The sequence below is a fragment of the Streptomyces sp. NPDC005374 genome (assembly GCF_042872225.1).
Taxonomy (GTDB): domain Bacteria; phylum Actinomycetota; class Actinomycetes; order Streptomycetales; family Streptomycetaceae; genus Streptomyces.
Window position 1 is genome coordinate 18,126 of record NZ_JBIAKA010000030.1, and the last position, 26,661, is coordinate 44,786.

The following is a 26,661-nucleotide window of genomic DNA, read 5'->3' on the forward strand; positions in this document are numbered from 1 at the left end:
TCGTGGGGGATCTTCTGCTGGTCCGCCACGGAGAGACGGAGTGGAGCGCGTCGGGACAGCACACCAGCTGGACCGACCTGCCCCTCACCCAGCGGGGCGAGGAACAGGCCAAGTCCCTCGCTCCGCTCCTCTCGGGCCGGACCTTCTCGCTCGCGCTGACCAGTTCGCTGGGCCGCGCCGTCCGCACCGCCGAACTGGCGGGCATCAACGGGGCCTTGACGGAGCCCGACCTCCACGAGTGGGACTACGGCGCCTACGAGGGCGTCACCACCGTCGACATCCACCGCACCCGGCCCGACTGGTACCTGTGGGCCGACGGTGTCCCGCCCGGCCCGGACGGACACCCCGGTGAGTCCCCCGAGGAGGTGGGCCGCCGCGCCGACCGGGTACTGGCCCGGGTGGACACCGCCCTGACCGACGGCGACGTGGTGCTCGTGGCCCACGGCCACTTCCTGCGCGTCCTGACGGCCCGCCGCCTGGGTCTCGCCCCGGCGGACGGCCGCCTGTTCCAGCTGGAGACCGCGACGGTGAGCCGGCTGTCGACGGAACACGACCGTCCGGTGATCGCGGAGTGGAACACCAGGCCCTGACGTGACGGACGGCCCGGGTCACCGTGGTGGCCCGGGCCGCGCGGTGCCTGGTTGACAGTCGCGCACGGTGGCGTCAGAGTCGCCGCTGATGGAGATCGACAACATGACGCCGGCCGAACTGCGGGTGTGGCGTGCCTTCCCGCGGGGCGAGGCCGTGGACTTCCGTGCGGCCGAGGACGAGGACGTGGCGCAGGGCGCCGAGTGGGGTCCTGAGCGGACCGTGCGGGCAACGGTGTTGCGGGCGCTGATGCTCAACGGGCCGCTCGAGGACGGGGAGATACCCGCGCTCAAGCTGGCGGGCGCCCGGATCACCGGAGTGCTCGGGCTCCAGTACGGAACGGTCGACCACGCCGTACGGCTCAGCCACTGCTTCTTCGACGACGTACCGCTGCTGTACGGCAGCCGGCTGCGCCAGTTGAACCTCAGCAACTCCGTGCTGCCCGGCCTCACCGCCGCCACGATGCGGGTGGAGGCCGTTCTGCGGCTGACGGACTCCCGGGTGCAGGGGCCGGTGCGGCTCGGCGGGGCGCAGATCGCCGGGGCGCTGTTCATGGACCGCGCCGAGATCACCGCCGTCGACGCCGGTGAGCCCGCGCTCCAGCTCAACCACATGTCCATCGGTGACGACCTGTGGGCGCCGGGGCTGCGCGTGCACGGGGAGATGCGCCTCAACGGGGCCACGATCGCCGGGTCCGCCAACCTCAACGACGTCCGGCTGAGCCACCCGGGCGACATCGTCCTCGACGCGCAGACCCTCGTCGTGGAGGGCGATGTCCATCTTCGCCGGGCGCATACCTTCGGCTGGATCGGTATGCGGGGTGCCCGGATCGCGGGCCGGCTCGACTTCTCGTACGCGCATCTGTCCAATCCGGGCGACGCGGCACTCAGGGCGAACAGTTCCACCATCGGTGAGCTCTGGCTGCGCAAGGGGCCACCCGTGCAGGGCACCCTCAGTCTGCGCCGCGCCCAGATCGACGACCTGTTCCTGGAACCCGAAGTGGTGCCGGAGGAGGTGCAGTTCAACAAGCTCGTCTACACCTCGCTCACCCCGCAGGAGCCCGCCGAGCGCCGGCTGCCGATGCTGGAACGGGACCGCGAGGGCTATGTCCCGCACGCCTACGAGCAGTTGACCGCCGCCTACCGCCGCATCGGCGACGACCGCGCCGCTCGACTGGTCCAGCTGGCCAAGCAACGGCGTCAACGGGCCACGCTGCCCTGGTACGGACGCCTGTGGGGCCACGTCCAGGACGCCACCGTCGGCTACGGCTTCCACCCGCTGCGCGCCTGCGTCTGGCTGGTCTCCCTGCTCGCCGTCGGCACCCTCGCCTACGGGCTGCACCACCCGCCACCGCTCAAGGCGGACGAGGCTCCGCAGTTCAACGCGCTGTTCTACACCCTCGACCTGCTGTTGCCGGTGATCTCCTTCGGCCAGGAGGGCGCCTTCGCGCCGCAAGGGGGGTACCAGTGGCTGTCGTACGCCCTGGTCGTCGCGGGCTGGATCCTCGCGACGACGGTCTTCGCCGGTGTCACCCGGACCGTCAACCGGCAGTGAACCGAGGCTACTTGGGAGCCCCGACCACACCCGCCAGCTCCGCGATGTCCGCCAGCATCCGCGGCGCGTCCGGCTCCCGTCCCGTGAACAGCCGGAACGCGTCCACGGCCTGGAAGACCGCCATGCCACCGCCGTCCAGCGTGGCGCACCCCAACGCGCGGGCCGCGCGCAGCAGTTCGGTCTCCAGCGGGCGGTAGACCACCTCGGCGACCCACAGTTCGGGGCGCAGCAGTCCGGCCGGGAAGGGCAGGCCGGGGTGGGCGGCCATGCCGGTGGGGGTGGCGTGCACGATGCCGTCGGCGTCGCCGAGCAGCCGGGGCAGCCGGTCCGGCGTGGCCGCGGCGGCGCGGCCCGCTCCGAAGTGGCGGTTCAGCGAGGCGGCGAGATCCGCCGCACGGTCGGCGAGCGCGTCGACGACGGTGACCCGGCCGGCGCCCAGGGTGAGCGTGGCGTGTGCGACGGCCGCGCCCGCGCCACCCGCGCCCAGCTGCACGACCCGCTCCAGGGACACGTCGGGCAGCCCGCGCGCGAAGGACGCGGCGAAGCCGGTGACGTCGGTGTTGTGGCCGGTCGCGCGGCCGTCCTCGAAGACGACGGTGTTGACCGCGCCGAGCGCCTCGGCCTGCGGGGCGAGCGCGTCCAGGTGCCCGATGACCTGCTGCTTGCAGGGGTGGGTGATGTTCAGCCCGTCGAAGCCCAGGTCCCGGGCGGCCCGCACCAGCTCGCCGACCGCCTCGGGGCGGACACCGAGCGCGTCGATGTCGATGAGCCGGTACACATAGCGCAGGCCCTGCCGGTCGGCCTCCCGCTCGTGCAGCGCCGGGCTCAGTGAGGGCCCGATACCGGCGCCGATCAGTCCGACGAGATACGAGTCCTTGGCCACGTGGACCTCCTGAGCCGATCACTAATGTACGAACTAGTACGTTAGCTATATCAGTCATACGCTCCCCGGGGAAGGCCTCGACACCGACGCCCCGCCCGCCTTCTAGAATCTGCGGCACCGGCCGCACTCCGAAGGACCCGAGGACATTCGATGACCAGCGTCGACGAACCGGCACGACCGAACGGGCGGATCCGCGACGCCGCCCGCACCCAGGCCGAGATCCTCGACGTGGCGACACACGAGTTCGCCCGGGCCGGCTACGACGGGGCCCGCGTCGACGAGATCGCCGCCCGCACCCGCACCACCAAGCGGATGATCTACTACTACTTCGGCGGCAAGGAACAGCTCTTCACGGCCGTCCTGGAGCGGGCGTACGGCGTGATCCGCGAGGCCGAGCAGGGACTGGACGTCGAGCACCTGGACCCGGTCGCGGCGATCCGGCGCCTGGCCGAGCTGACCTTCGACCATCACGAGCAGCACCCCGACTTCATCCGCCTGGTCAGCATCGAGAACATCCACGAGGCCGTACACATCGCCGGCTCCGAGAAGCTCGGCAGGATCGGCTCCCCGGCGCTCGACGTGATCCGCCGGATCCTGGCCTCGGGGCAGGAGTCCGGGCTGTTCACGGCCGACGTGGACGCGGTCGACCTGCACGCGATGATCAGCTCGTTCTGCTTCTTCCGGGTGGCCAACCGGCACACCTTCGGCGCGCTGTTCGGGCGCGATCTGGTCGCCGCCGAGCAGCGGGAGCACTACCGGACCATGCTCGGCGACATGGTGATCGCCTATCTGACAGCGGAACGGTCCGGTCACTGAGGTCGTACGGCCGAACCTCTTGACACCCGGCGGAGGTGGGCGCAGCATCCGTGGGCAACCGCTACTAACTACCCAGTGGGTTAATTAACTGGGTAGCTCCCCGGAGTCCCCCCGAATGGAGCACCGCCGTGTCCGTCCCCGCCGAAGCCGTCGGGCAACCGAAAAAGGCGGCCACCGCCGCCTGGATCGGCAGCGCCCTGGAGTACTACGACTTCTTCATCTACGGCAGCGCCGCAGCCCTGATCTTCCCGAAGGTCTTCTTCGACGAGTCCGACCCGGCCAACGCGACCCTGCTGTCGCTGGCCACCTTCGGTGTCGCCTACGCGGCCCGGCCGGTCGGCGCCCTGTTCATGGGCCACTTCGGCGACCGCGTCGGCCGTAAGAAGATCATGGTCTTCACGCTGATCCTGATGGGTCTGTCGACGTTCCTCATCGGGTGTCTGCCGACCCGCGACCAGGTCGGCTCCCTCGCGCCGGTCCTGCTGGTGCTGTGCCGGGTGCTCCAGGGCATCTCGGCGGCCGGTGAGCAGGCCAGCGCCAACTCCATGAGCCTGGAGCACGCGCCGTCGCACCGACGGGGCTTCTTCACGAGTTTCACGCTCAGCGGCACCCAGGGCGGGCAGTTGCTCGCCACGCTGGTCTTCCTCCCGGTCGCCGCGCTGCCCGAGGACCAACTGCTGTCCTGGGGCTGGCGCGTGCCGTTCTGGCTGAGCGTCGCGGTCGCCGTGGTCGGCTTCGTGATCCGCCGCAAGCTGGACGAGACACCGGCGTTCGAGCAGCAGACCGCATCCGAGGGGGTCGTGAAGCTGCCGCTCCTGTTGCTGCTGCGGGAGCACTGGGCGGACGTGCTGCGGGTGATCGGGGGCGCGGTCATCGCCTCGGTCTCCACGATCTTCACGGTGTGGGCGCTGGCGTACGCGACGAGTGACGCGGTCGGGATGAGCCGGTCCTCGATGCTGTGGGTGGGCGCGCTGGCCAACCTCGTGGCGCTCGCCGCGATCCCGCTGTGGGCCACCCTGTCGGACCGGATCGGCCGACGGCCGGTCTTCCTGGTCGGCGCGGTGGGCAGCGCGATCATGATGTTCCTGTACCTGTGGGCGATCTCCACGGGCAACTACCCGCTGACCCTGCTGCTCGGCATCGTCACCTTCGGCGTGGTCTACAGCGCCGCCAACGGGGTGTGGCCCTCCTTCTACGGCGAGATGTTCTCCACCCGGGTCAGGCTGTCCGGTATGGCGATCGGCACGCAGATCGGCTTCGCCGTGGCCGGTTTCGCGGTCACCTTCGCGGCGCAGATCGCCGGTCCTGACGGCACCGACTGGTCGTCGGTCGCCCTGTTCACCGCGGCCCTGTGCGTCCCGCCGGTGATCGCCGCCCTGACGGCCCGCGAGACCCACAAGGTCGCCACGGAGGACCTCGGCGCGCGCACCCCCCGCAAGGCGTCCCACCCGGAGACGGTGAGCGCCTGACCGACCCTTTCGTCTCCCCCGCTTCGAGCCCCCGGACGCCCCGTCGGCACTGGGGGCTCACCCCGTCCCGGTCAGGCGGGGGCCGCGGCCACGCAGAACTCGTTGCCCTCCGGGTCGGCCATCACGACGTGGTGCCCGTCGAACTCCGCCAGAACCCTCGCGCCCGCCGTCACCAGCCGCTCGGACTCGGCCCGGACACGCGCCCATCTCTCGGCGGGGCTGCCGTGCCCCGGCACCCGCACGTCGATGTGGAGCCGGTTCTTGGCCGTCTTGGGCTCGGGGACCTGGAGGAGGGACAGCCGGGGTCCGTCCCCGTCCGGATCGCAGAGCCAGGCACCGCCGCCGGTCCCCGGATCGTCCTCGGGCAGGTCGAACTGCGCGAGCCACTCCTCCCGCGTGGCGAAGGGCGCGGGCGGCGGCTCGTCGGCATAGCCCAGCGCGGTCTTCCAGAACGCGGCCAGGACCGGCGCGTCCACGCAGTCCAGGGTGAGATCGAAAGTGGCAGCCATGTCAGGACCGTACTGCGCACCACCGACAGCCGGCCTGCCCAGCCGCTGACCCCGGTCCGGGTCCGCCACCGTAGGAGGTCCTCCTCGGTGGAGCGGGGTTCGAGGGCGGGCGATACGGAGGTGGCCGCGGCCGTCGACGGGCATGGTGGCCTCTTCCCTCTGTGTGACGAGTGGCGACCGGTGTTCTCGGTGCACCGGTCAGCGTAGGGAGCCGTGATCGTCGGGGCATCGGCCATCCGTCCTGCTCCCGGGGCGTAGGACCTCACCCGCGCCCTCGCCCCGTTGACATCTGACGTTTCCAGCAAGAACATCGGCCCGAACGAGCAGAAAAGCACAGCATTGCGCCGCGAACGGACCACCGCGCGCTCCGGCCGGTTTCAGGGACGGCCGGGGCGCGCGGGCCGCGCGTCGCCTGCCGCCTGACAAGCCGTCACGAACAGGGTCGAGCTCGCGGCAGCGACCCACTCGGTTTCTGAGGCCGGTTGCCACCGACGGGTCCGCCGAGAAGGGCACGGTGCGCGCGTACGCGCTCGACGGGTTCCTGGAGTGGAGCGCCCGGATGCCGGGCTCTGTGGAGGAGCCGCCCGTGGTGGCCGAGAACGTGGTCTACGTGCCGATGTCCGGCGGCGCACTCGTCACTCTCGAACTGGCGAAGGGCACACGGCTCAAGGGGTTCGCGACGGAGTCCGCCGACCGGCGCCCCAACCAGTTCAACGGGACCGCCGTCGTCCCGGCGGACGGTGCCAGGTTCGCAGGTCTGGTCGTCCACATGTCGTACGGCAAGCTCGTGGCCGTCGATCCTCAGGACGGCTCCCCGGTGTGGACGGTCGACGGGCAGGGCGGCACGGCCGAAAACACCCCCACCGTCTACGAAGGCCTCGTCTACGCGTTGTTCGGCGAGAAGCTGTACGTCGTGGACCGCGACGGCGTACCGCAGCGGGTACTGACCCTCGACGGGGTGTCGGTCCTGCCCGAGTACAGCCCCGTGGCCGACGCCCGGCACGTGTACGTGGCCACCCTCACGGGCATCGCCGCCATCGACCGGCTGCCGTAGACCAGCCGGTTTCGGCCGCCCCGCAGATCGTCGCGGATTCCTGAGCGACGATGATGTCTGAGGTGGTCCGGGCCGGGTATACCCGTCCGCACCTCGACGTACGCGACGGAGGAGAGCGATGGCACAGCTGCGGCAAGAGGTCGACCCCGGTGATGTGGGGCTGGACATGAAGGCGCTCGACCGCCTCGACCAGCATTTCGCCCACTACGTGGACGAGGGCCGGCTGCCCGGCTTCCTGGTGTCCGTCGCCCGCGGCGGACGCGTCGCCCACCTCACGGCGCACGGCCACCGCGACCTCGCGGCCGGACTGCCGGTCGAGCCCGACACCCTGTGGCGGATCTACTCGATGACCAAGCCGGTCACCGCGGTGGCCGCGCTCCTGCTGGTCGAGGAGGGGCGGCTGTCGCTGGACGACCCGGTCGCCGAGTACCTGCCGGCGTTCGCGCAGCCGCGCGTGTACGTGTCCGGATCGGGCGACACGCTCACGACCCGTCCGGCCGACGGTCCGATACTGGTCCGGCATCTGATGACCCACACCGCGGGTCTGACCTTCGCCTTCTACCACTCCCACCCGGTCGACGCCCTCTACCGCGAGGCGGGCCTCGACTCGTCCGTGCTGCCGGGCTCGGACCTCGCCGAGACGGTCGCCGTGTACGCGAGCCTGCCGCTCCAGTTCGAGCCGGGCACCCAGTGGAACTACTCGGTCGCCTCCAACGTGCTGGGCCGGGTCATCGAGGTCGCGTCCGGTCAGCCGCTCGACACCTTCTTCGCCGAGCGCGTCTTCGGCCCCCTCGCAATGCCCGACGCCGGCTTCTGTGTGACGGGCGAACAGGTGGACAGGCTGGCCGAGTTGTACGGCGAGAAGGACGACGGCACGATCGAGCCGGTCCCCGGACTGCCGCTGCGGGGCCGCCCCCGCCTGCTGTCCGGCAGCGGCGGCATGGCGGCGTCCGCGTACGACGTCCACCGCTTCGCGGAGCTGCTGCGGCGCCGCGGCGAACTCGACGGCACCCGTCTGCTGTCCCCCGAGACGGTGGACCTGATGACCTCCAACCACCTTCCCGGCGGCGCCGACCTGCGCTCCTTCGGCACCAAGCCCGCCCACGACGAGCCCGGCAACGACGGCCTCGGCTTCGGCCTCAGCGTCTCCGTGGTGATCGACCCCGCCCGCACCCCGGCCCCCTCGGGCCTCGGTACCTACGGCTGGAGCGGTGCCGCGTCCACGACGTTCTGGGTCGACCCGGGCCGCGATCTGAGCGTCCAGTTCTTCACCCAGGTACGGCCGAAGACGCTGAAGCTCTTCCCCGACCTCAAGCGGCTGGTGCACGAGGCCGTCGTCGGTTAGGACGTTCCGAGCGGCTGGTGATCCACCCTGAGCGTGAAGTGGACGCCGTCGCGGGCGAGTTCACCCAGCCACTTCTCGGACCGGTCCGCAGTCTCCGCTGCCCGGTTCAGGCCTGCGGGCAGGGAGCCGTCCAGGACATGGCCCACTCCGAGCGCGAGCGTGCGGGAGACACAGCGGGCCATGGCGCTGTCCTCCTCGTCGCCGACCATGTCGAGGAGGTAGCCGCCGGACCAGGTGCGGCCGTCCTCGGCGCGCACGTCCAGGGAGACGGCGAGGACGACACGGTCGCGGTCGGCGTCCGTCGTCGGGTACCTGGCCGCCAACTCCTGGGCCAGTGCGGCGATCCGGGTGTCGTCGCCGCCCTTCAGCTCCTCGAAGACGGGCTCCCAGGCTCGCAGCCAGCCTTCCAGACGCAGCGTGCCGCGCACGAAGGTCCGCGGTGTCCAGGCGGCGGGCAGTCCGTACTGCTCGACGAAGGGCACGCTGTCGCGGTTGGGGTAGACCTCGAAGGTCTCGCCGTCCACGTCACGCCTCCGGGTCGCCTCCCAGGGGCGGTCGGCGGTGGTCGGAGTGCCGCCGTCGATGTAACGGGCCGGTGAGCGAAGGGCGTTCAGGACTCCGGCGGGAGCCCAGCTGAAGCGGTACCTGAAGTCGTTCGGCACCGCGGGGACTCCGCCGCAGTACGAGGTGAGCCCGTAGGACGCCGGGGTCGCGTCGCCGATCGCCTCACGGGCCCTGCCGACGAGGCTGTGCGCGAAGAGGTGGTCGATGCCGGGATCCAGACCGGCCTCGGTGAGGACGACGATTCCGGCCTTCCGTGCGTCCGGGACCTGCTCGAGGACGGCGTCGGAGACATAGCTGGAGCAGGCGAAATGGGCGCTCTCACGTACACAGACGGCCAGGATCCCGGCGTGCTCGGGCGCGGGCAGCATCGACACGACGACGTCCCCGGGCGCCAGTTCGGCCGCGAGAGCGGACAGGGTGTAGGCACGGGGCGCGGCCCGGCCGTTGAGCCCCAGCCCTTCGAGGGCCTCTTCCGCCCGCTCCTCGGTGCGGTGCCACAGCATCACGCGGTCGGCCGTGTCGCACAGCTCGGCGAGGCCGCTGCCGGTGGAGAGCCCGGCGCCGATCCAGTGGACGGTGCCGGTCGCGGGAACCAGGTCAGACACGTCGGAACTCCCCTTCCTCGATGCCGAGTTCACGGCAGGCCTGATGGAACCGCTCCAGACAGCGCCCCCAGGGTCCGCCGACCCCGAACTCCAGGAGCTGGGGCAGCAGGGACCCGGAGAAGCCGACGCTGGCCTCCTCCGGGAGCAGGGAGGGCAGGTTGTCGATGGCGATGAGATCCAGCGGGGGTTCCTTGTGGAGGCTGCGGACCGGATCGGTCCACTCGGTGACGCGGTCGTAGACCGGCAGGACGTTCAGGGGCGAGCCGACGTCGCAGGTGACGTCGGAGAGGGTGCGCAGGCGGCGGCACGGGTCGTCCAGGTCCGCGGTGCGGACGAAGGGCGGGACGGGGGTGGTGGCCAGGACGCAGTTGACCAGCAGGTCGTGGGCGAGCAGGGCGGGCCGGTCCAGGTTCCGGGTCTCCTCGAGGTCCCAGCAGGTCGGTTCGATCCCGGCGGCCCTGAGCGCGACGCGGGCGCCCCGGCCGCTGCGGCCCTGCGCCCCGATCACCAGCGCCGTGAACTCCTCGTCCCCGGCGACGGGCCGCAGCACCTCCTCCAGCTCCTCCTGCGAGGCGGGCGTGAGGGGCGCAGTCAGCCTGCCCCGGTGCTGGAGCACGGCCAGGGCGGCGCCCAGGTAACCGGCCCAGTACCCGAACGCGGCGAGCCTGCGGCCGTGGTCGTCGACCAGGTACTCCAGGTCGAGGAGCGCCCCTCCCCCGGCGGCGAACCGGCGCAGCAGTTCCGGGGCACCCGGCTGCTCCTTGTAGGCGTGCCCGAAGAAGATGTGACGGTGCGTCAAGGTGCCGGGCTCGTCGGGGAGTTCCTTGAGGCCGATGACCACGGCGTCCTGGGGCGCCCGTGAGACCCACGACCCCGCGGGTGCGACTCGGCAGCCGACCGCCTCGTACTCCTCGATCGGGAAGATCCGCTGCGGGGACTCCTCGACGGTCAGTGTCGCCCCGCTGTCGACGAGCCGCCGGGCGTCCGACGGCACGACCGGCGTGCGTCGCTCGGTGGTGCGGACCTCGTGGCGCAGCCACAGATGGAGATCGGTCATACGCGGTTGGCCTCCGGGCGCGGGGCGTCGGCCGCGAACCGGCCGGCGCTGAGCGGGCTGACGTCCACGAAGGGTACGCGGCCCAGGTACAGGTCGCGGAGGACCTCGCCGACGGCCGGCCCCTGGAGGAATCCGTGGCCGGAGAAGCCGGTGGCGTACAGGAAGCGGGAGACCGAAGTGGCCTCCCCGATCAGGGCGTTGTGGTCCGGGGTGATCTCGTACAGGCCGGCCCAGCCGCCGGTGCGGCGCAGGTCGAGGAGGGTGGGGGCGCGGTGTGCCATGGCCTCGGCGAGGCGCGGGATCCAGCGGTCGTGGGTCGCGGTGTCGAAGCCGGGCCTCTCGTCGGGGTCGGACATGCCGAGGAGGAGGCCGGGCCCCTCGGAGTGGAAGTAGAGGCTGGTGGTGAAGTCGATGGTCATGGGGAGGCCGGCCGGCAGTCCTCCGACCGGTTCGGTGACCGCGATCTGGCGGCGCAGCGGCTCGACGGGCAGGTCCACGCCGACCATCGCGGCGACCCCCCGCGACCAGGCACCGGCCGCGCAGATCACCGTGTCGGTGGCGATCCGGCCCTTGGTCGTCACGACGGCCGTGATGTCGTCGCCGTGCAGTTCGATGCCGGTGGCCTCGGTGTGCCGCAGGATCGTCGCGCCGTGGCGGCGGGCGTCGGCCGCGTAGCCGTACACCACGGACTCGGGTGTGCAGTGGCCGTCCTCGGGCGAGAAGGCGGCGGCGAGGAGACCGTCGGTGGTGATGAGCGGGGAGAGCCGACGCGCCTCGGCCGGGTCGATCATGCGGCTGGGGACGCCGAGGGAGTTCTGCAGCCGCACGCCGTCCTCGAAGGAGGCGACCTCCTCGGGAGTCGACAGCAGGAACAGATAGCCGACCCGGTGCAGACCGATGTCCTGCCCGGTCTCCTCCTCGAAGCGGCCGAACGCCTCCAGACTGCGTGCCCCGAGCCGGATGTTGAGCTCGTCGGAGAACTGCGCCCGCACCCCGCCCGCCGCCTTCGACGTGGAACCGGAGGCGAGCTCGTCCCGCTCCACCAGCACCACGTCCGGTACGCCAGCCCGTGCCAGATGGCGGGCGATGCTCGTGCCCATGACCCCGCCGCCGATCACGACCGGACTCACGCGTGCTCCTCACGGGCGGCCCGCACCACGGCCCAGGCGGCTGCCGCGTCCTGGATGCCGAGGCCGACGCTGTTGTAGTACACGATGTCGTCGGGCCCGGTGCGTGCCACGGCTCGTCCCGTGACGACGTCTCCCAGCGCGGTCAGGGCGCCCGCGTCCAGCAGCCCGCTCCCGAGCGCGTCCACGACCGGCCCCGCGTGCTCGGCCGCTGTCGCCGGGTCGTCCACGACGACGGCCACCGCCCGCCGTACGACCTCGGCGTCCACCTCCCGGCGCGTGGGCTCGAACGAGCCCACACTCACGACCGTGCACCCGGGCGCCAGCCAGACGCCCCGCACCACCGGCGTCGTGCTCAGCGTGCAGGCGGCGACGAGGGAGGCGCCGGTCACCGCCTCCTCGGCGGTGCCGACCGCCTCGACGGCGAACCCGAGGTCCGCCAGGGTCCCGGCCGCGCGGGCGCGGTTGCGCGGGGTCGGGCTCCACAGCCGTACGGACTTCAGGTCCCGGACCCGGGCGATCGCCCGCACATGGGCCAGGGCCTGGGTGCCCGAGCCCAGGACGGCCAGGTCGGCGCTGTCGGGCGTGGCCAGCGCGTCGACGGCGACGGCGCTCGCGGCGGCCGTGCGCAGGGTCGTCACCGCGGCACCGTCCATGACGGCGGCCGGGCGGCCGGTCACCGGGTCGAGCACCGACACCACGGCGTGGATCGTGGGCAGCCCCGCCGCCGCGTTGCCCGGGTTGACGCTGCCGAACTTCGCGACGGCCCCGGAGTCGGCGGAGAGCCGGGAGACGTACGCGAAGACCACACTGTCGTCGAAACGGCTCGGATGCATGATCTTCGCCGGCAGGTCGGCCGTGCCGGAGCCGAGCGCGGTGAAGGCCGCACGCTGCGAGGCGATGGCGGTGTCCACGTCGAGCAGGCGCGTCACCTGATCTCCGGAGAGGAAGAGGACGTCGTCGGTCATGCCCTCTTCCTGTCCGGATCCCCCGCCCCGGGAACCCTCGGGGCGGTCAGGACAGGTGGGCCACCGCGTCCAGATGGGGCAGGACATGGTCCAGCCGCTCCCGCTTGGTGCGCAGATAGGTGATGTTGCTCTCGCAGGGCGTGATCAGCAGCGGCACCGTCTCGGTGACCCTGATGCCGTGCTGCTGCAGCGCCTCGCGCTTGCGCGGGTTGTTGGACATCAGGCGGACCGAGTTCACGCCCAGGTCGTGGAAGATCCCGGCGGCGACGCCGTAGTCGCGGGAGTCCACCGGCAGACCGAGCGCGAGGTTCGCCTCGACGGTGTCCAGGCCCTCCGCCTGCAGGGCCATCGCGCGCAGCTTGGCGAGCAGACCGATGCCCCGGCCCTCGTGGCCGCGCAGGTAGACGACGATGCCGCTGCCCGCCTTGACCACGGCCCGCAGCGCGGCGTCGAGCTGGTCGCCGCACTCGCAGTGCTGCGAGCCGAACGCGTCACCGGTCAGGCACTCGGAATGCAGCCGGACGAGGACGTCGTCCGAGCCTATGTCACCGTGGACCAGGGCGACTTGTTCGTCTCCGCGGTCGTGATCGAGATAGCCGACCGCCTGGAATTTCCCGTACACGGTGGGCAGCGGTGCATTCACCACGCGCTCCACACCCGTACGCTGTGGTGCCTTCTTGCCGAGTACGCCAACGTTATCTGTCATGATCTGGTTCCTAAGCAGAGACGAAAGGCCGTGAAAAGATGAGCGGTTCGGACATAGCGTCGGCGGCGTACGGTCTGTTGCCGACGGACACTACGGAAGACGTACGGACGCGGGGGGCGGGCGTCTCAACACAGGTCGCCGTCCTTCCGGTCGGGAGCTTCGAACAACACGGTCCGTACCTTCCCCTGGGGACCGACACGCTCGTCGCCTGTGCCATCGCGCGCGAGATCGCCGCGGCATACCCGGTGCACCTCCTTCCGCCGGTGACGATCGCCTGCTCGCACGAGCACGCGGCCTGGCCGGGGACCGTCAGCATCTCCTCCGTCACCCTTCACTCGGTGGTACGGGACATCGCGGCCTCGCTGCGCCGCTCCGGCGTCGAGGCCCTGGTCGTGGTCAACGGACACGGCGGCAACTACGTGCTGGGCAACGTCGTCCAGGAGGCGTCCGCCCGCGGGGAGCGGATGGCGCTGTTCCCGGCCGGGGAGGACTGGGAGGCCGCCCGCCAGGAGGCGGGAGTGGTCACCTCGCTGCTGACCGACATGCATGCGGGAGAAATCGAGACCTCCATTCTTCTGCACGCCCACCCGGAATGTGTCCGACCCGGTTACGAGACCTCCGATTTCGTCGCGGACGACCGTCGTCATCTCCTCACCCTCGGCATGTCCGCTTACACCGATTCCGGTGTCATCGGGCGCCCTTCGCTGGGCTCCGCGGAAAAAGGGAAAGCGTTGCTGGAAAGCTTCGCGGCGTCCTTCGGAGCGTATTTCTCGATGCTCACGGAATCCGCCGCCGAGTCCGAGTAGGCGGTCGCCGGGCGCCGCAGTCCCTGGTACCAGCGCACGACCAGGACGACGGCGCCCGGCAGACTCGCCACGAAGCTGAGGACGCCGTACACGATCGCGGTCGCGAGGCCGGCGCCGGCGCCGAGGCCCATGGCGGCGAACGCCCAGGCGGTGACGCCCTCCCGGGGGCCGAAGCCGCCGATGTTCAGCGGCAGTCCCATGGCGAGCAGGGCGAGCACGGCCAGCGGCAGCAGTACGGCGACGGAGGCGGCGGAGCCCGCGATACGGGCCGCCAGCACGAACATCCCGAGGTGGCCGGCCAGCACGACGGCCGACGAGAGCGCGACTCCGGGCCAGTTGCGGCGGGACAGGAGTCCCTCGCGCGCCTCACCGAGGGCCGCGCGCAGGGCCCGGCCCCGGCGGGACGAGGACGGAGCCCGGTTCATCCGCACGGCCACGACGACGGCGAGGGCACCCAAGGCGGCGAGGCCCACGACCGGGGCGAGTTGACGGGCCTCGCCCAGTACCGGGGAGTCCATCGTGAGCAGGACGACCCCGCCGAACAGTGCCAGCGCGATCTGACCCGCGACCCGTTCGAGGACGACCGCCCGCACCCCGCGGCCCATGTCGCCCGCGCTCTGCCCGTGCCGCACCGCGCGGTGCACGTCGCCGAGGACACCGCCGGGCAGGGCCGCATTGAGGAACAGGGCACGGTAGTAGTCGGCCACGGCCACGCCGAGCGGCAGCCGGATGCGCAGTCCGCGGGCCACCAACTGCCAACGCCAGGCGCTCAGCACCGTGGTGACGACGCCGATCACGAGGGCCGCCAGCAGGGCGGTGCCGTCGATCCGGCGCAGCCCGTCCAGGAAGACTCCGGTGCCCAGGCGCCACAGCAGCAGAGCGAGGATGGCGACACCGGCGACGGTGCCGAAGTGGGTGCGCAGGGCGCGGGAGTTGAGGACCGCGCGCAGTGCGGTGCGCCACCTGGGCGTCTGTGCGGGGCGAGGCCGGGCCGCGGTCACGATCACGCCGATCCGGTCGTGGGAGACGGCGGCTTCGGTGAGGTCCGTGACGGAGTGACCGGCGGCGGCGAGCAGTTCGGCCCTGGCCACCAGGGCCTCCGTACGCGCCGCGAGCAGGTCGTCCCGCGTGTGGAGCACCTCGGCCCGCAGGGTGAGGGCCCGCTGGGAGGGCGTGGCGGGCTCGACCACCGCGGCGGGCCGCCGGACCGGCAGGCCCGGCCGCACCGTCTCCACGCTCATGACGCTCCGCCCGTCGGACGGGACAGCGCCAGCAGGTCGCTGTGGTGGACGACGACGTTCAACTCGCCCGCGCGGCAGGCTTCCAGGCGGTCGCTGAGGTAGCGCTCGGCGCGTTCCTTCAGCTCGGGGCGCTCCTCGACGGCCGCGCCGACCCAGCCGCGCAGCCACTGCGTGGTGAGCGCGGCGTCGGCGGAGCCCAGGCGCCAGGCGCTCGGGTGCAGCCGTACCGTCGCGCCCCGCTCGGAGAAGGCCTCGCAGGCGACGGTGACGGCGTCCGGGCCGAGCAGGCCGCCGCGCCGCTGGTGCGCGTTGAACGCCTCGGCGATCTCGTCGTCGAGCGGGTCGGACGGGCTCAGTTCGACCCGGCCCGCCACGGACAGGGTGAGCAGGGCCGGTACCCCGGCTCCCGTGCAGGCCGCGGCGAGCGTCTCGATCTCCTGGCGGGTGAGGACGTCCAAGAGGGCGGAGGCCGTCACCAGGGACGCGCCGGCGAGGGCGTCCGGGGTGAGCAGGCCGACGTCACCGCGACGGGTCTCGACGGTGACCCGGCTGCCGTCGGCGGCGGCGCGCGGGGAGGCGACGGCAGCGAAGTGCAGGAGGTAGGGGTCCCGGTCGTGCAGGACCCAGTGCTGAGGGCCGTCAAGGCGGGACGCCAGCCAGCGGCCCATCGAGCCGGTGCCGCAGCCCAGGTCGTGGATGACCAGCCCGGTCTTCCCGGGCAGGTTGGCCAGCCGGATCCGCAGCGGGTCGAGCAGGTCCCCCGCCCGCGCCGCCGCGTCGGGCCCCTCGCGCAGCTCCAGCCACTCGGGGGCGTAGCGGGGAGCGTCGTCGGGCCCCGCGTCCCGCAGCCGTACGGTGGGACGCTCGCCGGGGCGGACACTGGGGCCCGCACCGGGAATGACCGATTCCGTGTCGGACGGCATACCAGGCTTCACCGACAGCACCTCCCGCGGTCCCGGCTGGGCCGGGATCTTCCCGCTCTGCTTCGTCGCCGTCTTCCTCATGCCGCCCTCCAGGGCTCGCTCGGGAGTCGGCCGAGTACTCCGGCCAGGCTGCGTGCCGTGGTCGCCCAGCCGTCCAGGGCGGCCCGCCGGCCCCTGGCAGCCGCCTTCAGCCGGCGTCGTACGTCCGCCTCGCCGAACCAGCCGCGCAGTTCCGCGGCGAGGGCGGCGGGGTCCTCCGGCGGGACGAGGATGCCGGGCACGCCGCCGTCGGGGGCGCGTCCGAGGGCTTCGGGCAGCCCGCCGACGTCGGTGGCCAGCACCGGGATGCCGCGGGCGAGGGCCTCGGTGACCGCCATGCCGTAGGTCTCGGCGTAGGAGGTGAGGACCATCAGGTCGGCGGCGGCGTAGCTGGCGTCGAGCTGGGCCCCGGCCTGCGGTCCCGCGAGGTGCAGGCGGTCCTGGAGGCCGTACTTCTGGATGAGCATCCGCAGACCGGCGACGTACTCGGGATCCTGGGTGATCCCGCCGACGCACACGCAGCTCCACGGCAGGTCCTTCGCCCCGGCCAGTGCCTCGATCAGCCGGTGCTGTCCCTTGCGGGGCGTCACCGCGGCCACGCACAGCAGCCGGGAGACGCCGTCGGTGCCGGAGGCGAGGGGCGCGATGTCGGCACCCGGGGTGGCGGCGTGGACCCGCTCGGGGGCGAGGCCGTGGTGCGAGACGAGACGCCGTACGGCCCAGTCGCTGGTGGCGATGACGGCGGGCACGGCCCGCAGCACCTCGCGCTCCTTGGCGTCCAGCGCGAGGGCGAGCCCGGGTTCGAGTCCCCTCTCGTCGCCGAGGGGCAGGTGGACGAGGACGGCGAGACGCAGCCGTTCCGCCTCGGGAACGATGATCTCGGGGACCCCGCAGGCGACCAGGCCGTCGATCAGGACGACGGTGTCGTCGGGCAGGTCGCTCAGGGTGCGGGCGAGTTCGGTGCGGGCGGCGGCTCCCGGGCGGGGCCAGCTGCCGGCCACGGCGTGCCGCTCGACCTGCCAGCCGAAGCCCGGCAGGTCCAGGCAGACCCGCCGGTCGTAGGCGTTGCCGCCGCTCGGCGCGGTGGGGTCGTCCACTCCGCCCGGCATCACGAAGTGCACGGACCGCAGGGACATCGGGATGATCTCGGCCTTCTTGAGGGCGGCGTGCTGCACGGGCACGTAGTCGAGCGTGGCCGTCCGCCCGGTGGTCATGTCGGTCACAGGGCACGCTCGTAACTCGCCCAGGCGACATGCGACTCGTGCAGGGTGACGGTCAGGCCCGCGAGGCCCCTGGCGCCCTCGCCGAGACCGCCCTTCTCGATGCGCTCGGCGAGCCGGTCGGCGATGACCTTCGCCAGGAACTCCGTGGAGGTGTTGACTCCGGCGAAGTCGGGTTCGTTGTCGAGGTTTCTGTAGTTCAGCTCGCTGACTACGGCACCCAGTTCCTGCGTGGCGAGTCCGATGTCGACGACGATGTTGTCGTCGTCCAGCTGTTCGCGCCGGAACGTGGCGTCCACCAGGAACGTCGCTCCGTGAAGGCGCTGCGCGGGTCCGAAGACGTCGCCGCGGAAGCTGTGGGCGATCATGATGTGATCGCGGACGGTGATGCTGAACAACGGACGACCCTCCAGGTGCGGCGCGTCTGGTCCTCCGGCTGATCCCTGCCGGGGGATGCCGTGTAGTACGGCCCTTCGTCTCCCCCCGTTCAGCGATCTCTCACTCTTTTCTCAGGTCAGGCGCTCTTGTCGTACCTCACGAGGTGACAGAGGGCCGGAATCTCACCACTGGCCAGCTTCGGCATCACCCCGGGCAGTTCCTCGAACGCGCTTTCCCCTGTGATGAGGGCGTCGAGCGCCGGATCGGCGAGCAGCTTCAGCGCGAGGGCGAGCCGGTCGCCGTAACTGCGGCCCGCGCGGGCCGGGGACACGGTGCCGACCTGGCTGCTGCGGATGACGAGCCGCCGGGAGTGGAATGCCTCGCCGAGCGGCAGACTGACCTTCCGGTCGCCGTACCAGCTCAGTTCGACGACCGTGCCCTCGGGGCTGAGGAGTTCCAGCGCGCGGGCGAGGCCCTGTTCGGTGGCGCTGGCGTGGACGACGAGGTCGCAGTCGCCGAGGGCGTCCCCGGGAGCCGCGAAGCCGACGCCGAGGGCCTCGGCGGTCTTGGCGCGGGCGGGGTCGGCGTCCACCAACTGGACGCGGACGCCCGGGAAGCGGGCCAGCAGCGCGGCCACCGAACTGCCGACCATGCCGCCGCCGACCACCGCGATCCGGTCGCCGATCAGGGGGGCCGCGTCCCAGAGGGCGTTCACGGCGGTCTCGACGGTGCCGGCGAGGACGGCCCGTGCGGCGGGTACGTCGTCCGGTACGACCGTCACGGCGCTCGCCGGGACTACGTACCGCGTCTGATGCGGGTACAGACAGAACACCGTACGGCCGACCAGGTGTGCGGGCCCCTGCTCCACCTCTCCGACGCTGAGGTAGCCGTACTTCACGGGCCCGGGGAAGTCGCCCTCCTGGAACGGTGCCCGCATGGCCGCGTGCTGGCTCTCGGGCACTCCGCCGCGGAACACGAGTGTCTCCGTGCCCCGGCTGACCCCGGAGTACAGCGAGCGGACCAGCACCTCGTCCTCGCGGGGGGCCGGAAGGGTGACTTCCCGTGTCTCGCCCTCACCCGGAGAGCGGATCCAGAACGCACGCGCTGCGGCCTTCATCGAGAACCTCCTGAACGATCGGGAACTCGGGCACGTACCTCGTTCACGTACCGAGATGTGCACAGGCCGCGCACAGTACGTGGCCTTGATCGACTCTGTCATCTGGCCGGAGGAATCTGCGGTGGCCCTGAACAACACTTACGACGCAAGGCTGGTTCAGCAGGAGACCGCTGTGGGAGCGGGTCTGCAGATCCTGTTGCTGGCCCTGCTCGGCACGGCGATCGGCATGGGGCCGGCGGGCTGGCTGACCGGCCTCGCCTTCGCCGTCGCCACCTGGGCCGTGCTCTCCAGGGCGCTGCACCGCACCCGGCCGTGCTCGTTCGGACCGGCCAACCGGGTGACCCTGGGCCGGGCGACCCTGGTCGGCGGCGTCACCGCGCTGGTCGCGGACTCCTACCAGGACTCCCCGCCGGTGACGCTGTTCGTGGGCCTGACCGCGGTGGCCCTGATCCTCGACGGCGTCGACGGCAAGGTGGCCCGCGCGACGGGCACCTCGACGCCGCTGGGCGCGCGGTTCGACATGGAGGTCGACGCGTTCCTGATCCTGGTGCTCAGCGTGTACGTGTCGATGTCCCAGGGGCCGTGGGTCCTGCTGATCGGCGGCATGCGCTACGGCTTCGTCGCCGCGGCCCGCGCCTGGTCTTGGCTCAACGCCCCGCTGCCGCCGAGCATGGCCCGCAAGACGGTGGCCGCGCTCCAGGGGATCCTGCTGCTGGTGGCCGCGTCCGGGTACCTGCCGTTCACCGCGACCTTCGGGGTGGTGGCCCTGGCCCTCTCCACGCTGGTCTGGTCGTTCGGCCGGGACATCCTGTGGCTGTGGCGCACGCACCGGGCGGACGAGGCCGCGGTGGGCGAGCTGCTGGAGCTGGAGTTCGTGGCGGCGGAACGGGAGCGGGAGCCGGAGGCGGTGGCCTCCTGACGCCCTGCGGCGCACCGTCGACTCCCGCCGCCCTTACAGCGGGTCCGGGCATGAGGTGAAGTCGACGGCACGGGCCCTGCCTCCCGGACGACGCCCTCACCGCGTACCACGTGGTCGGCGATCACGTCCTCGGCAGGGGCCGCAGTCCTGCGGGAGCGGGCAACCAGGCACAGCAACAGGCTCCTACGCCCCGCCACCGGACGCCACCGCCAGGCGCACAACACCACGGCACCCGAGCCCACCGGCCAGTTGCGACAGCCCGCACCCGACGCCTCCCACAGGCATCCACCACTGCGGCACCCGAGCCCACCAGCAGGCCCAGGCAACCAGGCCCAGCACCTAGCTCCTACGCCACAGCACCCGACGCCACCGGCAAGTTCGCCGTCGCTCGCCCCTGCACCTGACACCACCCGCACATTCCCGAGGCCACGGCACCCGAGCCCACCGACAGGGCCAACCGCCCAGCCAGCCAGGCCCAGCAACAAGTCCCCACGCCCCGGCACCCAACGCCACAGCCACGCTCGCAACGCCACGGCACCCAAGCCCCACCAGCAAGGCCCGACAGCTGCGGCACTCCAGTCCACCAGCGGGTCCTGCCGTCACGGGCATCACGCCACGAACGGGTTTCTAGCGCCGCGGCAGCAGCCACACCGCGGTGAGCGGTACGGCGGACAGGGCCAGCCAGGGCACCGCGGGCGGCAGCGTGCCGGCCAGCAGGGAGCCGGTGACCGAGCTGCCGATCAGGACGATCAGCCCGGACACCGAGGACAGCGCCCCGGTGTACAGGCCGAGTCGGCCCTCCTCCGCGAGATCGGGCACCCACGCCCGGGCCACCGGCGCGACGAGCATCTGGCCGAAGGTGAGCAGCACGACGAAGCAGGCCGAGGGCAACAGTCCTGTCGTTCCGGTCCAGTTGGCGGGGCGGGCGAGGGCGACGACCGCGAACCCGGCGCCGATCAGCAGCAGTCCGGCCACCATGGACCGGCGCAGCGACAGTCTGGAGCCGACCCAGCGGGTGACGGGGAGTTGAGCGGTCACCACCAGCAGGGAGGACAGGGCGAACAGCCAGGCCAGCGCCGACTGCGAACCGGTCGCGCGTTCCACCTCGTCGGGAAGGGCGAGGTAGAGCTGGTTGTAGGCGAGGAGGTAGGCGCCGTACGCGCAACACAGCGCGAGGAAGCTCCGGTTGCGGAGCAGCACCCCCAAGCCGCCGCCGAGTCGGACATGTTGCCGCCCCGGGATGTGCTGCGGCAGCAGCCAGGCGTGCCCGGCGAGAACGAGCACGAAGATCCCGGCGCCCGCCAGACACACGGCTCGGAAGTCCACCGACAGCAGCAGTGCGCCGAGCAGCGGGCCCACGAACGCCCCGGCCTGCCCGGCGACGGTGAACAGCGCGAGCACGCGGGTGCGTTGGCCACCTCCCGCCGCCTCGTGGACGACCGCCTGCCGTGCGACCTCGGACTCCACGGCCGGTGAGAACAGGGCGGCCGCGAACCCGATGAGCAGGACGGCCCCGATGACCGTCCAGGTCTGTTCGGCGTACCCGAGCCAGGCGAACCCGGCGATCCGCAGCGCGCAGCCGGTGAGGACGACCGGCCGGATCCCGTACCGGTCGGAGAGCGCCCCGCCCACCACGAACAACCCCTGTTGGCTGAAGGTCCGCAGCCCCAGCACGAACCCGACCAGCCAGCCCGCCATGCCCACGGCCTGCCCCAGGTGTTCGGACAGGAAGGGCAGCACGGCGAAGAAGCCGATGTTGAAGGCGAGTTGGGTGAGGATCAGCAGCCGCAGCAGCGGTGAGAGCCGGGTGTTCCTCCGCAGTTCGACCGGCGTGGACGTCATCCGGCCTCCACCATGTCTCGGGCTCGCAGGGGCAGTTCGGAACGCCCCGCCGTGGTCGTGCGACGTCGCGCGCGCCGTCGCGGCCACCGCACCCCGCCCGCCGAACTCACCGCCAGCGCGCCCAGCAGGGCGAGGGCGGCGGCGGGGGCGAGAACGGCCCAGGGGGCGCGTTCGGCGTAGGGCTGGTTCTCGGCGAGGAGCAGGCCCCACTCCGGGGAGGGCGGCTGGGTGCCGAGGCCCAGGAAGCCGAGGGAGGCGAGGGCCAGGGCGACGCCGGGCAGGCGCAGCAGGGCGTGCCGGGTGACGGGCGGCAGGATCGCGGGCAGCAATTCGTGTCGCAGGAGGTACCAGCGGCTCGCGCCCAGGCCTCGGGTGGCCGTCACATGCAGCGTGGCCTGTTCCTGCCGGAGCAGCGAGGAGGTGTGTGCGGCGAGCGCCGCCCAGGAGACGGTGGCCACGGCGATCGCGGGCGTGCCGGCCCCGCTCCCGGCGACGGCGGTGACGAGCAGTGCGGCGAGCACCGGCGGTACGGCGTTGACGGTGTCGACGAGCGGCCCGGACAGCCGGGGCAGCAGACCGAGCAGGACGCCGACCACCAGTGCGGTGACGCTGATGGCGAGGGCGACCAGCAGCGTGTCGAGGGCTCCGTGTCCGACCCGGGCGAGCAGGTCCCGGCCGAGTGCGTCGGTGCCGAACGGGTGGGCCCAGGAGGGGGGTTGGAGCCGGGCTTCGGTGTCCAGGGCGAGTGGGTCGCGGAGCAGGCCGGGCGCAACGGCGGCGGTCAGGAGGCCGCCGTACACCAGAGGCAGGGCGCTGCGGGTGGAGCGTCCGGGCCGGTGCAGGGAGTCCAGGGCGCCGTCGCGCAGGGCCGGGCCGACCAGGAGGCGGACGGCGAGGGCCGCGAGGGCGGTGGCGGTGACCGCGAGGAGCAGGAGGGCGAGGGTGCCCGCCTGGAGCACGGGCAGGTCCTGCGCGAGGGCGGCCTGTAGGGTGGTGCGGCCGAGGCCCGGGATGTCGTAGATCTGCTCCACGGCGACGGATCCGGCCGTGAGGCCCACGACGAACAGGCCCAGGTTGGGCAGCAGCGCGGGGACGCAGCGGCGGACCGCCTTGGCCGCGATGGAACGGCCCCGCAGTCCGCGGGCCTCCGCGGCCTGCGCCCAGGGTTCGGCGAAGGCGCCGGGCAGCAGGTCGTCGAGGAGGCGGCCGAGCACGGCCCCGGCGGGCAGGCCGAGGGCGAGGGCGGGCAGGACCGTCCACCGGGGGCCGTACCAGCCGAGGGCGGGCAGCCAGCCGAGCTGTACGCCGATGACGGTGGCGAGCACGGAGGCGGTGAGGAACTCGGGCAGCGCGGCCAGCATCGCCGAGGCGCCGCCGCCGGTCCGTCGCCCGTCGAGACCCCGGTGCGCGCCGAGCCACAGGGTGCGGGCGCACACCAGGGCGGCGGTGGCCGCGGCGACCACGAGGGCCACCGCCACCAGCAGGAGGGACACCCCGAGCGCCTGGACGACGGCCGGAGTGACCTCCGCGCCGTTCAGCCAGGACCGGCCCGCGTCCCCGCGCGGCAGCCCGCCGAGCCACTGGCCGAGCAGGTGCAAGGGGCCTTCGTCCAGGCCTAGTTGGGCCCGGATGTCGGCCAGCACCCGAGGTGTGGGATCACGGTCCGCCGAGCGGGCCTTGAGCACGGTGAGTGCCGGGTCGGTCCGGGACAGCCAGGGCAGCAGGCCGATGCCGCACACCAGGGCCGACGCGAGCAGGATCCGCCACAGCAGGGTGGCCACGCGGTGCCGCATGGATCAGCGTCGCGTTCCGGTGCCGACCAGGGTCCGCTCGTACGGGTCGAGGACCACACCCCGCACGTCGGTGGAGACGCCGACGATGATCGCCTGGTGGGCCAGCGGGACCACGGCGTCGGTGCCCAGGATCGCCGCTTCGGCGCGCATGACCGCGTCCTGCCGCTCATCGGTGTCGGCCACGGCGTCGGCCTCGGCGACCGCCCGGTCGACCTTCTTGTCGCACAGCTGGGCGAGGTTGTAACCGCCGTCGCAGGTGTAGTCACTGGCGAGCACGCCGACGGGGTCGCCGGTGTCGACGAGGCTGTTGCGGGCGCCGATGAACGCGTCGAACTTCCCGTCGAGCGCGTCGCTTTCGAGCCGCGAGTACTCACGGACCTGCAGGGTGACCTTGAACCCGGCCTTCTGGAGCTGCTGTTGGAGGACCTGGGCGACCTCGGGGAGTTCGGGCCGGTTGTCGTAGGTGGCGAGGGTGACGGCGGTGCCGTTCGGCTCGGCGGCGGTCGCGCGTCCGGTGGGCTGTACGCGTTTGCCGTCGGCCCAGGTCACGGCCGGGCCGTAGATACCGGCGCCGGGATCGGCGTACCCCTCGAAGACGCCCTTGACGAGGGCCGAGCCGTCGACGGCCTCGCGGGCGGCGGCGCGCATCTTCGGGTCCTTGAACGGCCCGGACTCCGTGTTGAGTTGAAGACTGGTGGTGCGGGTGGTCGCGGTCTCCTTGAGAGTGGCCCTGTCGAGCGTGGCTGCCTGGGCGACGGGGATCGCCTCCGCGATGTCGACCTGGTTGGTGCGCAAGGCGTTGGCGCGGGCGGTGCCGTCGGCGATGAAGCGGGCGTCGATGCCCGGGGCCTGGGCCTGTCCGCCCCAGTAGTCGTCGAAGCGGTCGAGGGCGGCGGAGGTGGAGCCGGTGACCTTCGTCAGCTCGAAGGGCCCGGAGGCGGTGCCGACGGGATCCACTTCGCCCTTGGTGTAGGCCTTGGGGGCGAACACGGCGAGGTTGGGGCTGGACAGCCGGAGCGGCAGGACGGGATCGGCGGTCTTCGTGGTGATGCGTACGGCGTCGCCCTGCGCCTTGGCGCTCAGCGTGACGCCGGAGAGCGCCGCCGGGGCGGGCTTGGCCCCGGTGGCGTGGGTGAGGGCGGCGGCGACCGCGGCGGAGGTGACCTCGGAACCGTCCTGGAAGGTGGCCTCGCGAAGGGTGAACAGCCAGGTGCGGTCGTTCTCGCGGCGCCAGGACTCGGCGAGCGCGGGGGCGGCGGCGCCGTTGGCGTCGAGGGCGGTCAGGCCCTCGGTGACGCCGAGGCGGCTGAGGAGGGTGGCGTCGGCGCCGTACGGCGAGAGGTTCTCGGTGGGCGGGAAGGCGAGGGCCACGCGGAGGCGGGACCCCTCGTTCGCGTTGCCCTCGGAACCGCCGTCTTCGGAGTCGCCGCCTTGGGAGGCGAAGCAGGCGGTGAGGAGCGGGGCCAGCAGCAGGGAGCCAAGCAGGTGACGGCGTCGCACGGTGGTCATCGGCCTATCGGTATCTCGAAGTGGACGACGCTGCTCGCGCCGCCGGTGGACTCGCGCTCGTCGTGCACGACCTTGCCGATGGAGCGCCAGAAGGGTTCGGCGCCGGGGACCGTCGGGTCGGTGTGCAGATAGACGGACCGGTAGCCGCCGTCCGCGGCCGCGAAGGCGAGGAGCTCGCCGACCATGCGGCGGGCGAGGCCGCGCCTGCGGTGGTCCGGGCGGACGTAGATCCGGCGCAGTTGCGCGGTGATGCCGGAGGGGTAGCTCTCGGCGAGTTCGCGGGGGTTGGGCGGGTGGGCGGGGCCGCGGGAGTCGAGGGCGGCGGTGGCCACGACGGCCCGTTCGTCCGGGTCCAGGGCGACGAGGAGGGTGTGGCGGGCCGGGACGAGATAGGCGGCGGCCGGGTCGATGATGTCGCCGTGCCAGCGGGGCACGTACCCGGTTCCGAAGTCGCGGTAGACGGTGTCGAGCATCACGGCTCGCGCACCTTCGAGGTCGTCCTGGCCGGCCACCCTGATGCTGTAGTTACGCACTTGCGCATCATATGCATTAAGAGGGAAGGCTTGATCGCGGGGTGATTTGACAGTGATCGTCGGCACGCCATACAACCTACCGACATGACATCCATTTTCAAAAAGATGGAGCGGTAGTGCGCATCGCGTTCGTCGGCAAGGGCGGCAGCGGCAAGACCACGCTGTCGGCGCTCTTCTCCCGCCATCTGGCCCGTTCCGGCGCACCGGTGCTGGCCGTGGACGGCGACATCAACCAGCACCTCGCCGAGGCGCTGGGCCACGACGGCGGGGACCTCGGTGCTCCCGCGCTGGGCGCGCACGTGGCCGGCATCAAGGACTTCCTGCGCGGCACCAACCCGCGCATCCCCTCCCGCGAGGCGATGATCAAGACCACACCGCCGGGCCGGGGTTCACGTCTGCTGAGACTGCTGGGCGACGACGAACTGCACACCCGCCACGTCCGCCGGGTGGGTGACGTGGCGCTGATGGTGACGGGCGAGTTCGACGAGAACGACCTCGGCGTGGCCTGCTACCACTCCAAACTCGGCGGAGTGGAGCTGTACCTCAACCACCTGGTCGACGGTCCCGGCGAGTACGTCGTGGTCGACATGACGGCCGGCGCGGACGCCTTCGCCTCGGGCCTGTTCACCCGCTTCGACATGACCTTCCTGGTGGCCGAACCCACCCGCAAGGGCGTCTCGGTCTACCGCCAGTACCGGGACCACGCCCGCGAGTTCGGGATCCGGATCGCCGTGGTCGGCAACAAGGTGACCGGCGAGGACGACCTGCTCTTCCTCAAGGAACACGTGGGCGACGACCTGTTGACCCACCTGGTCCACTCGCCGTGGGTACGCGCCGCCGAACAGGGGCGCACCGACGGCGACCTGGAGTCGCTGGAATCCCACAACCGGCACGCCCTGACGATCCTGCGCGAGACGGTCGACGCCCACGTCCGGGACTGGCCGACCCTCCACCACCACGCGGTCGAGTTCCATCTGCGCAACGCCCGCTCGTGGGCGAACGAGGCGACCGGCCTCGATCTGACCTCCCAGGTGGACCCGGACTACGTACCGGGCCCCGCCTCCCTCGACTGACCCCCGCCCCTCTCTGACAGACA

General features: G+C 72.1%; 24 protein-coding genes and 1 pseudogene. 9 read left to right on the forward strand and 16 right to left on the reverse strand.

Going from position 1 to position 26,661, the window contains the following annotated elements:
• The first annotated feature begins 2 nt into the window (after window positions 1-2).
• Entirely contained in the window at window positions 3-590 is a 588-nt protein-coding gene (locus ACFYRX_RS44875) for a histidine phosphatase family protein (RefSeq protein ID WP_389112969.1), read from the forward strand.
• An 88-nt stretch (window positions 591-678) separates the two neighbouring features.
• The gene (locus tag ACFYRX_RS44880) at window positions 679-2,142 is read left to right on the forward strand and encodes a membrane-associated oxidoreductase (RefSeq protein ID WP_389112971.1); all 1,464 of its coding nucleotides are present in this window, start codon (window positions 679-681) and stop codon (window positions 2,140-2,142) included.
• A gap of 7 nt (window positions 2,143-2,149) precedes the next feature.
• On the opposite strand, the gene ACFYRX_RS44885 is transcribed toward ACFYRX_RS44880, so the two are convergent.
• Complete coding sequence (locus ACFYRX_RS44885) at window positions 2,150-3,025, reverse strand: shikimate dehydrogenase (RefSeq protein WP_389112973.1); 876 nt, start codon at window positions 3,023-3,025, stop codon at window positions 2,150-2,152.
• Between the two features lie 150 nt (window positions 3,026-3,175).
• Here ACFYRX_RS44885 and ACFYRX_RS44890 point away from each other — a divergent pair, with 150 nt between their 5' ends.
• Together ACFYRX_RS44890 and ACFYRX_RS44895 are read left to right on the forward strand one after the other, a co-directional pair.
• Entirely contained in the window at window positions 3,176-3,841 is a 666-nt protein-coding gene (locus ACFYRX_RS44890; RefSeq protein ID WP_389112975.1) for a TetR/AcrR family transcriptional regulator, read from the forward strand.
• Window positions 3,842-3,969: 128 nt separating this feature from the next.
• Window positions 3,970-5,310 (forward strand): MFS transporter, encoded by a 1,341-nt coding sequence (locus tag ACFYRX_RS44895; protein WP_389112977.1) that lies wholly within the window; start codon window positions 3,970-3,972, stop codon window positions 5,308-5,310.
• Between the two features lie 71 nt (window positions 5,311-5,381).
• On the opposite strand, the gene ACFYRX_RS44900 is transcribed toward ACFYRX_RS44895, so the two are convergent.
• Window positions 5,382-5,819: a VOC family protein gene (locus ACFYRX_RS44900; RefSeq protein ID WP_389112979.1), complete on the reverse strand. Its 438-nt coding sequence runs from the start codon at window positions 5,817-5,819 to the stop codon at window positions 5,382-5,384.
• 514 nt (window positions 5,820-6,333) lie between these two features.
• Between ACFYRX_RS44900 and ACFYRX_RS44905 the strand changes: the two genes are divergently transcribed.
• Window positions 6,334-6,873 (forward strand): PQQ-binding-like beta-propeller repeat protein, encoded by a 540-nt coding sequence (locus ACFYRX_RS44905; RefSeq protein WP_389112980.1) that lies wholly within the window; start codon window positions 6,334-6,336, stop codon window positions 6,871-6,873.
• 118 nt (window positions 6,874-6,991) lie between these two features.
• The gene (locus tag ACFYRX_RS44910; RefSeq protein WP_389112982.1) at window positions 6,992-8,218 is read left to right on the forward strand and encodes a serine hydrolase domain-containing protein; all 1,227 of its coding nucleotides are present in this window, start codon (window positions 6,992-6,994) and stop codon (window positions 8,216-8,218) included.
• Here the strand turns inward: ACFYRX_RS44910 and ACFYRX_RS44915 are convergent.
• Genes ACFYRX_RS44915 through ribA form a run of 5 tightly spaced genes read right to left on the reverse strand, consistent with a single transcriptional unit; the run spans window position 8,215 to window position 13,245 of the window.
• Window positions 8,215-9,387 (reverse strand): saccharopine dehydrogenase family protein, encoded by a 1,173-nt coding sequence (locus tag ACFYRX_RS44915; RefSeq protein WP_389112984.1) that lies wholly within the window; start codon window positions 9,385-9,387, stop codon window positions 8,215-8,217. The genes ACFYRX_RS44910 and ACFYRX_RS44915 overlap by 4 nt on opposite strands.
• Window positions 9,380-10,444 (reverse strand): saccharopine dehydrogenase, encoded by a 1,065-nt coding sequence (locus tag ACFYRX_RS44920; protein WP_389112986.1) that lies wholly within the window; start codon window positions 10,442-10,444, stop codon window positions 9,380-9,382. Before ACFYRX_RS44920 ends, ACFYRX_RS44915 begins: the two co-directional genes overlap by 8 nt.
• Window positions 10,441-11,574: an NAD(P)/FAD-dependent oxidoreductase gene (locus ACFYRX_RS44925; RefSeq protein ID WP_389112988.1), complete on the reverse strand. Its 1,134-nt coding sequence runs from the start codon at window positions 11,572-11,574 to the stop codon at window positions 10,441-10,443. The genes ACFYRX_RS44920 and ACFYRX_RS44925 overlap by 4 nt, the downstream gene beginning before the upstream one ends.
• On the reverse strand, window positions 11,571-12,539 hold the full coding sequence (locus ACFYRX_RS44930) for an ornithine cyclodeaminase family protein (RefSeq protein ID WP_389112990.1): 969 nt from the start codon (window positions 12,537-12,539) through the stop codon (window positions 11,571-11,573). The genes ACFYRX_RS44925 and ACFYRX_RS44930 overlap by 4 nt, the downstream gene beginning before the upstream one ends.
• A 46-nt stretch (window positions 12,540-12,585) precedes the next feature.
• Window positions 12,586-13,245: a GTP cyclohydrolase II gene (ribA, locus tag ACFYRX_RS44935; protein ID WP_389112992.1), complete on the reverse strand. Its 660-nt coding sequence runs from the start codon at window positions 13,243-13,245 to the stop codon at window positions 12,586-12,588.
• Window positions 13,246-13,283: 38 nt separating this feature from the next.
• Between ribA and ACFYRX_RS44940 the strand changes: the two are divergent.
• Window positions 13,284-13,943 (forward strand): annotated as a pseudogene (locus tag ACFYRX_RS44940) (creatininase family protein); the annotation flags it as partial.
• Here the strand turns inward: ACFYRX_RS44940 and ACFYRX_RS44945 are convergent.
• The 5 genes from ACFYRX_RS44945 to ACFYRX_RS44965 form a co-directional block, all read right to left on the reverse strand.
• Window positions 13,916-15,292, reverse strand: coding sequence for a lysylphosphatidylglycerol synthase transmembrane domain-containing protein (locus ACFYRX_RS44945; protein WP_389112994.1), 1,377 nt, complete (start codon window positions 15,290-15,292; stop codon window positions 13,916-13,918). The pseudogene ACFYRX_RS44940 and the gene ACFYRX_RS44945 sit on opposite strands and share 28 nt — an antisense overlap.
• Window positions 15,289-16,296: a trans-aconitate methyltransferase gene (locus ACFYRX_RS44950; protein WP_389112996.1), complete on the reverse strand. Its 1,008-nt coding sequence runs from the start codon at window positions 16,294-16,296 to the stop codon at window positions 15,289-15,291. Before ACFYRX_RS44950 ends, ACFYRX_RS44945 begins: the two co-directional genes overlap by 4 nt.
• Window positions 16,293-17,468, reverse strand: coding sequence for a glycosyltransferase family 4 protein (locus tag ACFYRX_RS44955; RefSeq protein ID WP_389113057.1), 1,176 nt, complete (start codon window positions 17,466-17,468; stop codon window positions 16,293-16,295). The genes ACFYRX_RS44950 and ACFYRX_RS44955 overlap by 4 nt, the downstream gene beginning before the upstream one ends.
• Before the next feature lie 5 nt (window positions 17,469-17,473).
• Entirely contained in the window at window positions 17,474-17,872 is a 399-nt protein-coding gene (locus ACFYRX_RS44960) for a 6-pyruvoyl tetrahydropterin synthase family protein (RefSeq protein WP_389112997.1), read from the reverse strand.
• A 116-nt stretch (window positions 17,873-17,988) separates the two neighbouring features.
• A complete protein-coding gene (locus ACFYRX_RS44965; RefSeq protein ID WP_389112999.1) occupies window positions 17,989-18,969 on the reverse strand; it encodes a zinc-binding alcohol dehydrogenase in 981 nt (326 codons plus the stop codon).
• A 121-nt stretch (window positions 18,970-19,090) separates the two neighbouring features.
• Here ACFYRX_RS44965 and ACFYRX_RS44970 point away from each other — a divergent pair, with 121 nt between their 5' ends.
• Window positions 19,091-19,888 (forward strand): CDP-alcohol phosphatidyltransferase family protein, encoded by a 798-nt coding sequence (locus ACFYRX_RS44970; RefSeq protein ID WP_389113001.1) that lies wholly within the window; start codon window positions 19,091-19,093, stop codon window positions 19,886-19,888.
• A 627-nt stretch (window positions 19,889-20,515) separates the two neighbouring features.
• Here ACFYRX_RS44970 and ACFYRX_RS44975 read toward each other — a convergent pair.
• Genes ACFYRX_RS44975 through ACFYRX_RS44990 form a run of 4 tightly spaced genes read right to left on the reverse strand, consistent with a single transcriptional unit; the run spans window position 20,516 to window position 25,565 of the window.
• A complete protein-coding gene (locus ACFYRX_RS44975; RefSeq protein ID WP_389113002.1) occupies window positions 20,516-21,730 on the reverse strand; it encodes an MDR family MFS transporter in 1,215 nt (404 codons plus the stop codon).
• Window positions 21,727-23,523, reverse strand: a complete 1,797-nt coding sequence (locus tag ACFYRX_RS44980; protein ID WP_389113004.1) for an ABC transporter permease subunit — start codon at window positions 23,521-23,523, stop codon at window positions 21,727-21,729. Before ACFYRX_RS44980 ends, ACFYRX_RS44975 begins: the two co-directional genes overlap by 4 nt.
• Before the next feature lie 3 nt (window positions 23,524-23,526).
• On the reverse strand, window positions 23,527-25,032 hold the full coding sequence (locus ACFYRX_RS44985; RefSeq protein WP_389113005.1) for an ABC transporter substrate-binding protein: 1,506 nt from the start codon (window positions 25,030-25,032) through the stop codon (window positions 23,527-23,529).
• On the reverse strand, window positions 25,029-25,565 hold the full coding sequence (locus tag ACFYRX_RS44990) for a GNAT family N-acetyltransferase (protein ID WP_389113007.1): 537 nt from the start codon (window positions 25,563-25,565) through the stop codon (window positions 25,029-25,031). Before ACFYRX_RS44990 ends, ACFYRX_RS44985 begins: the two co-directional genes overlap by 4 nt.
• A gap of 116 nt (window positions 25,566-25,681) precedes the next feature.
• Here ACFYRX_RS44990 and ACFYRX_RS44995 point away from each other — a divergent pair, with 116 nt between their 5' ends.
• Window positions 25,682-26,638, forward strand: coding sequence for an ATP-binding protein (locus ACFYRX_RS44995; RefSeq protein WP_389113009.1), 957 nt, complete (start codon window positions 25,682-25,684; stop codon window positions 26,636-26,638).
• Window positions 26,639-26,661: the final 23 nt, after the last annotated feature.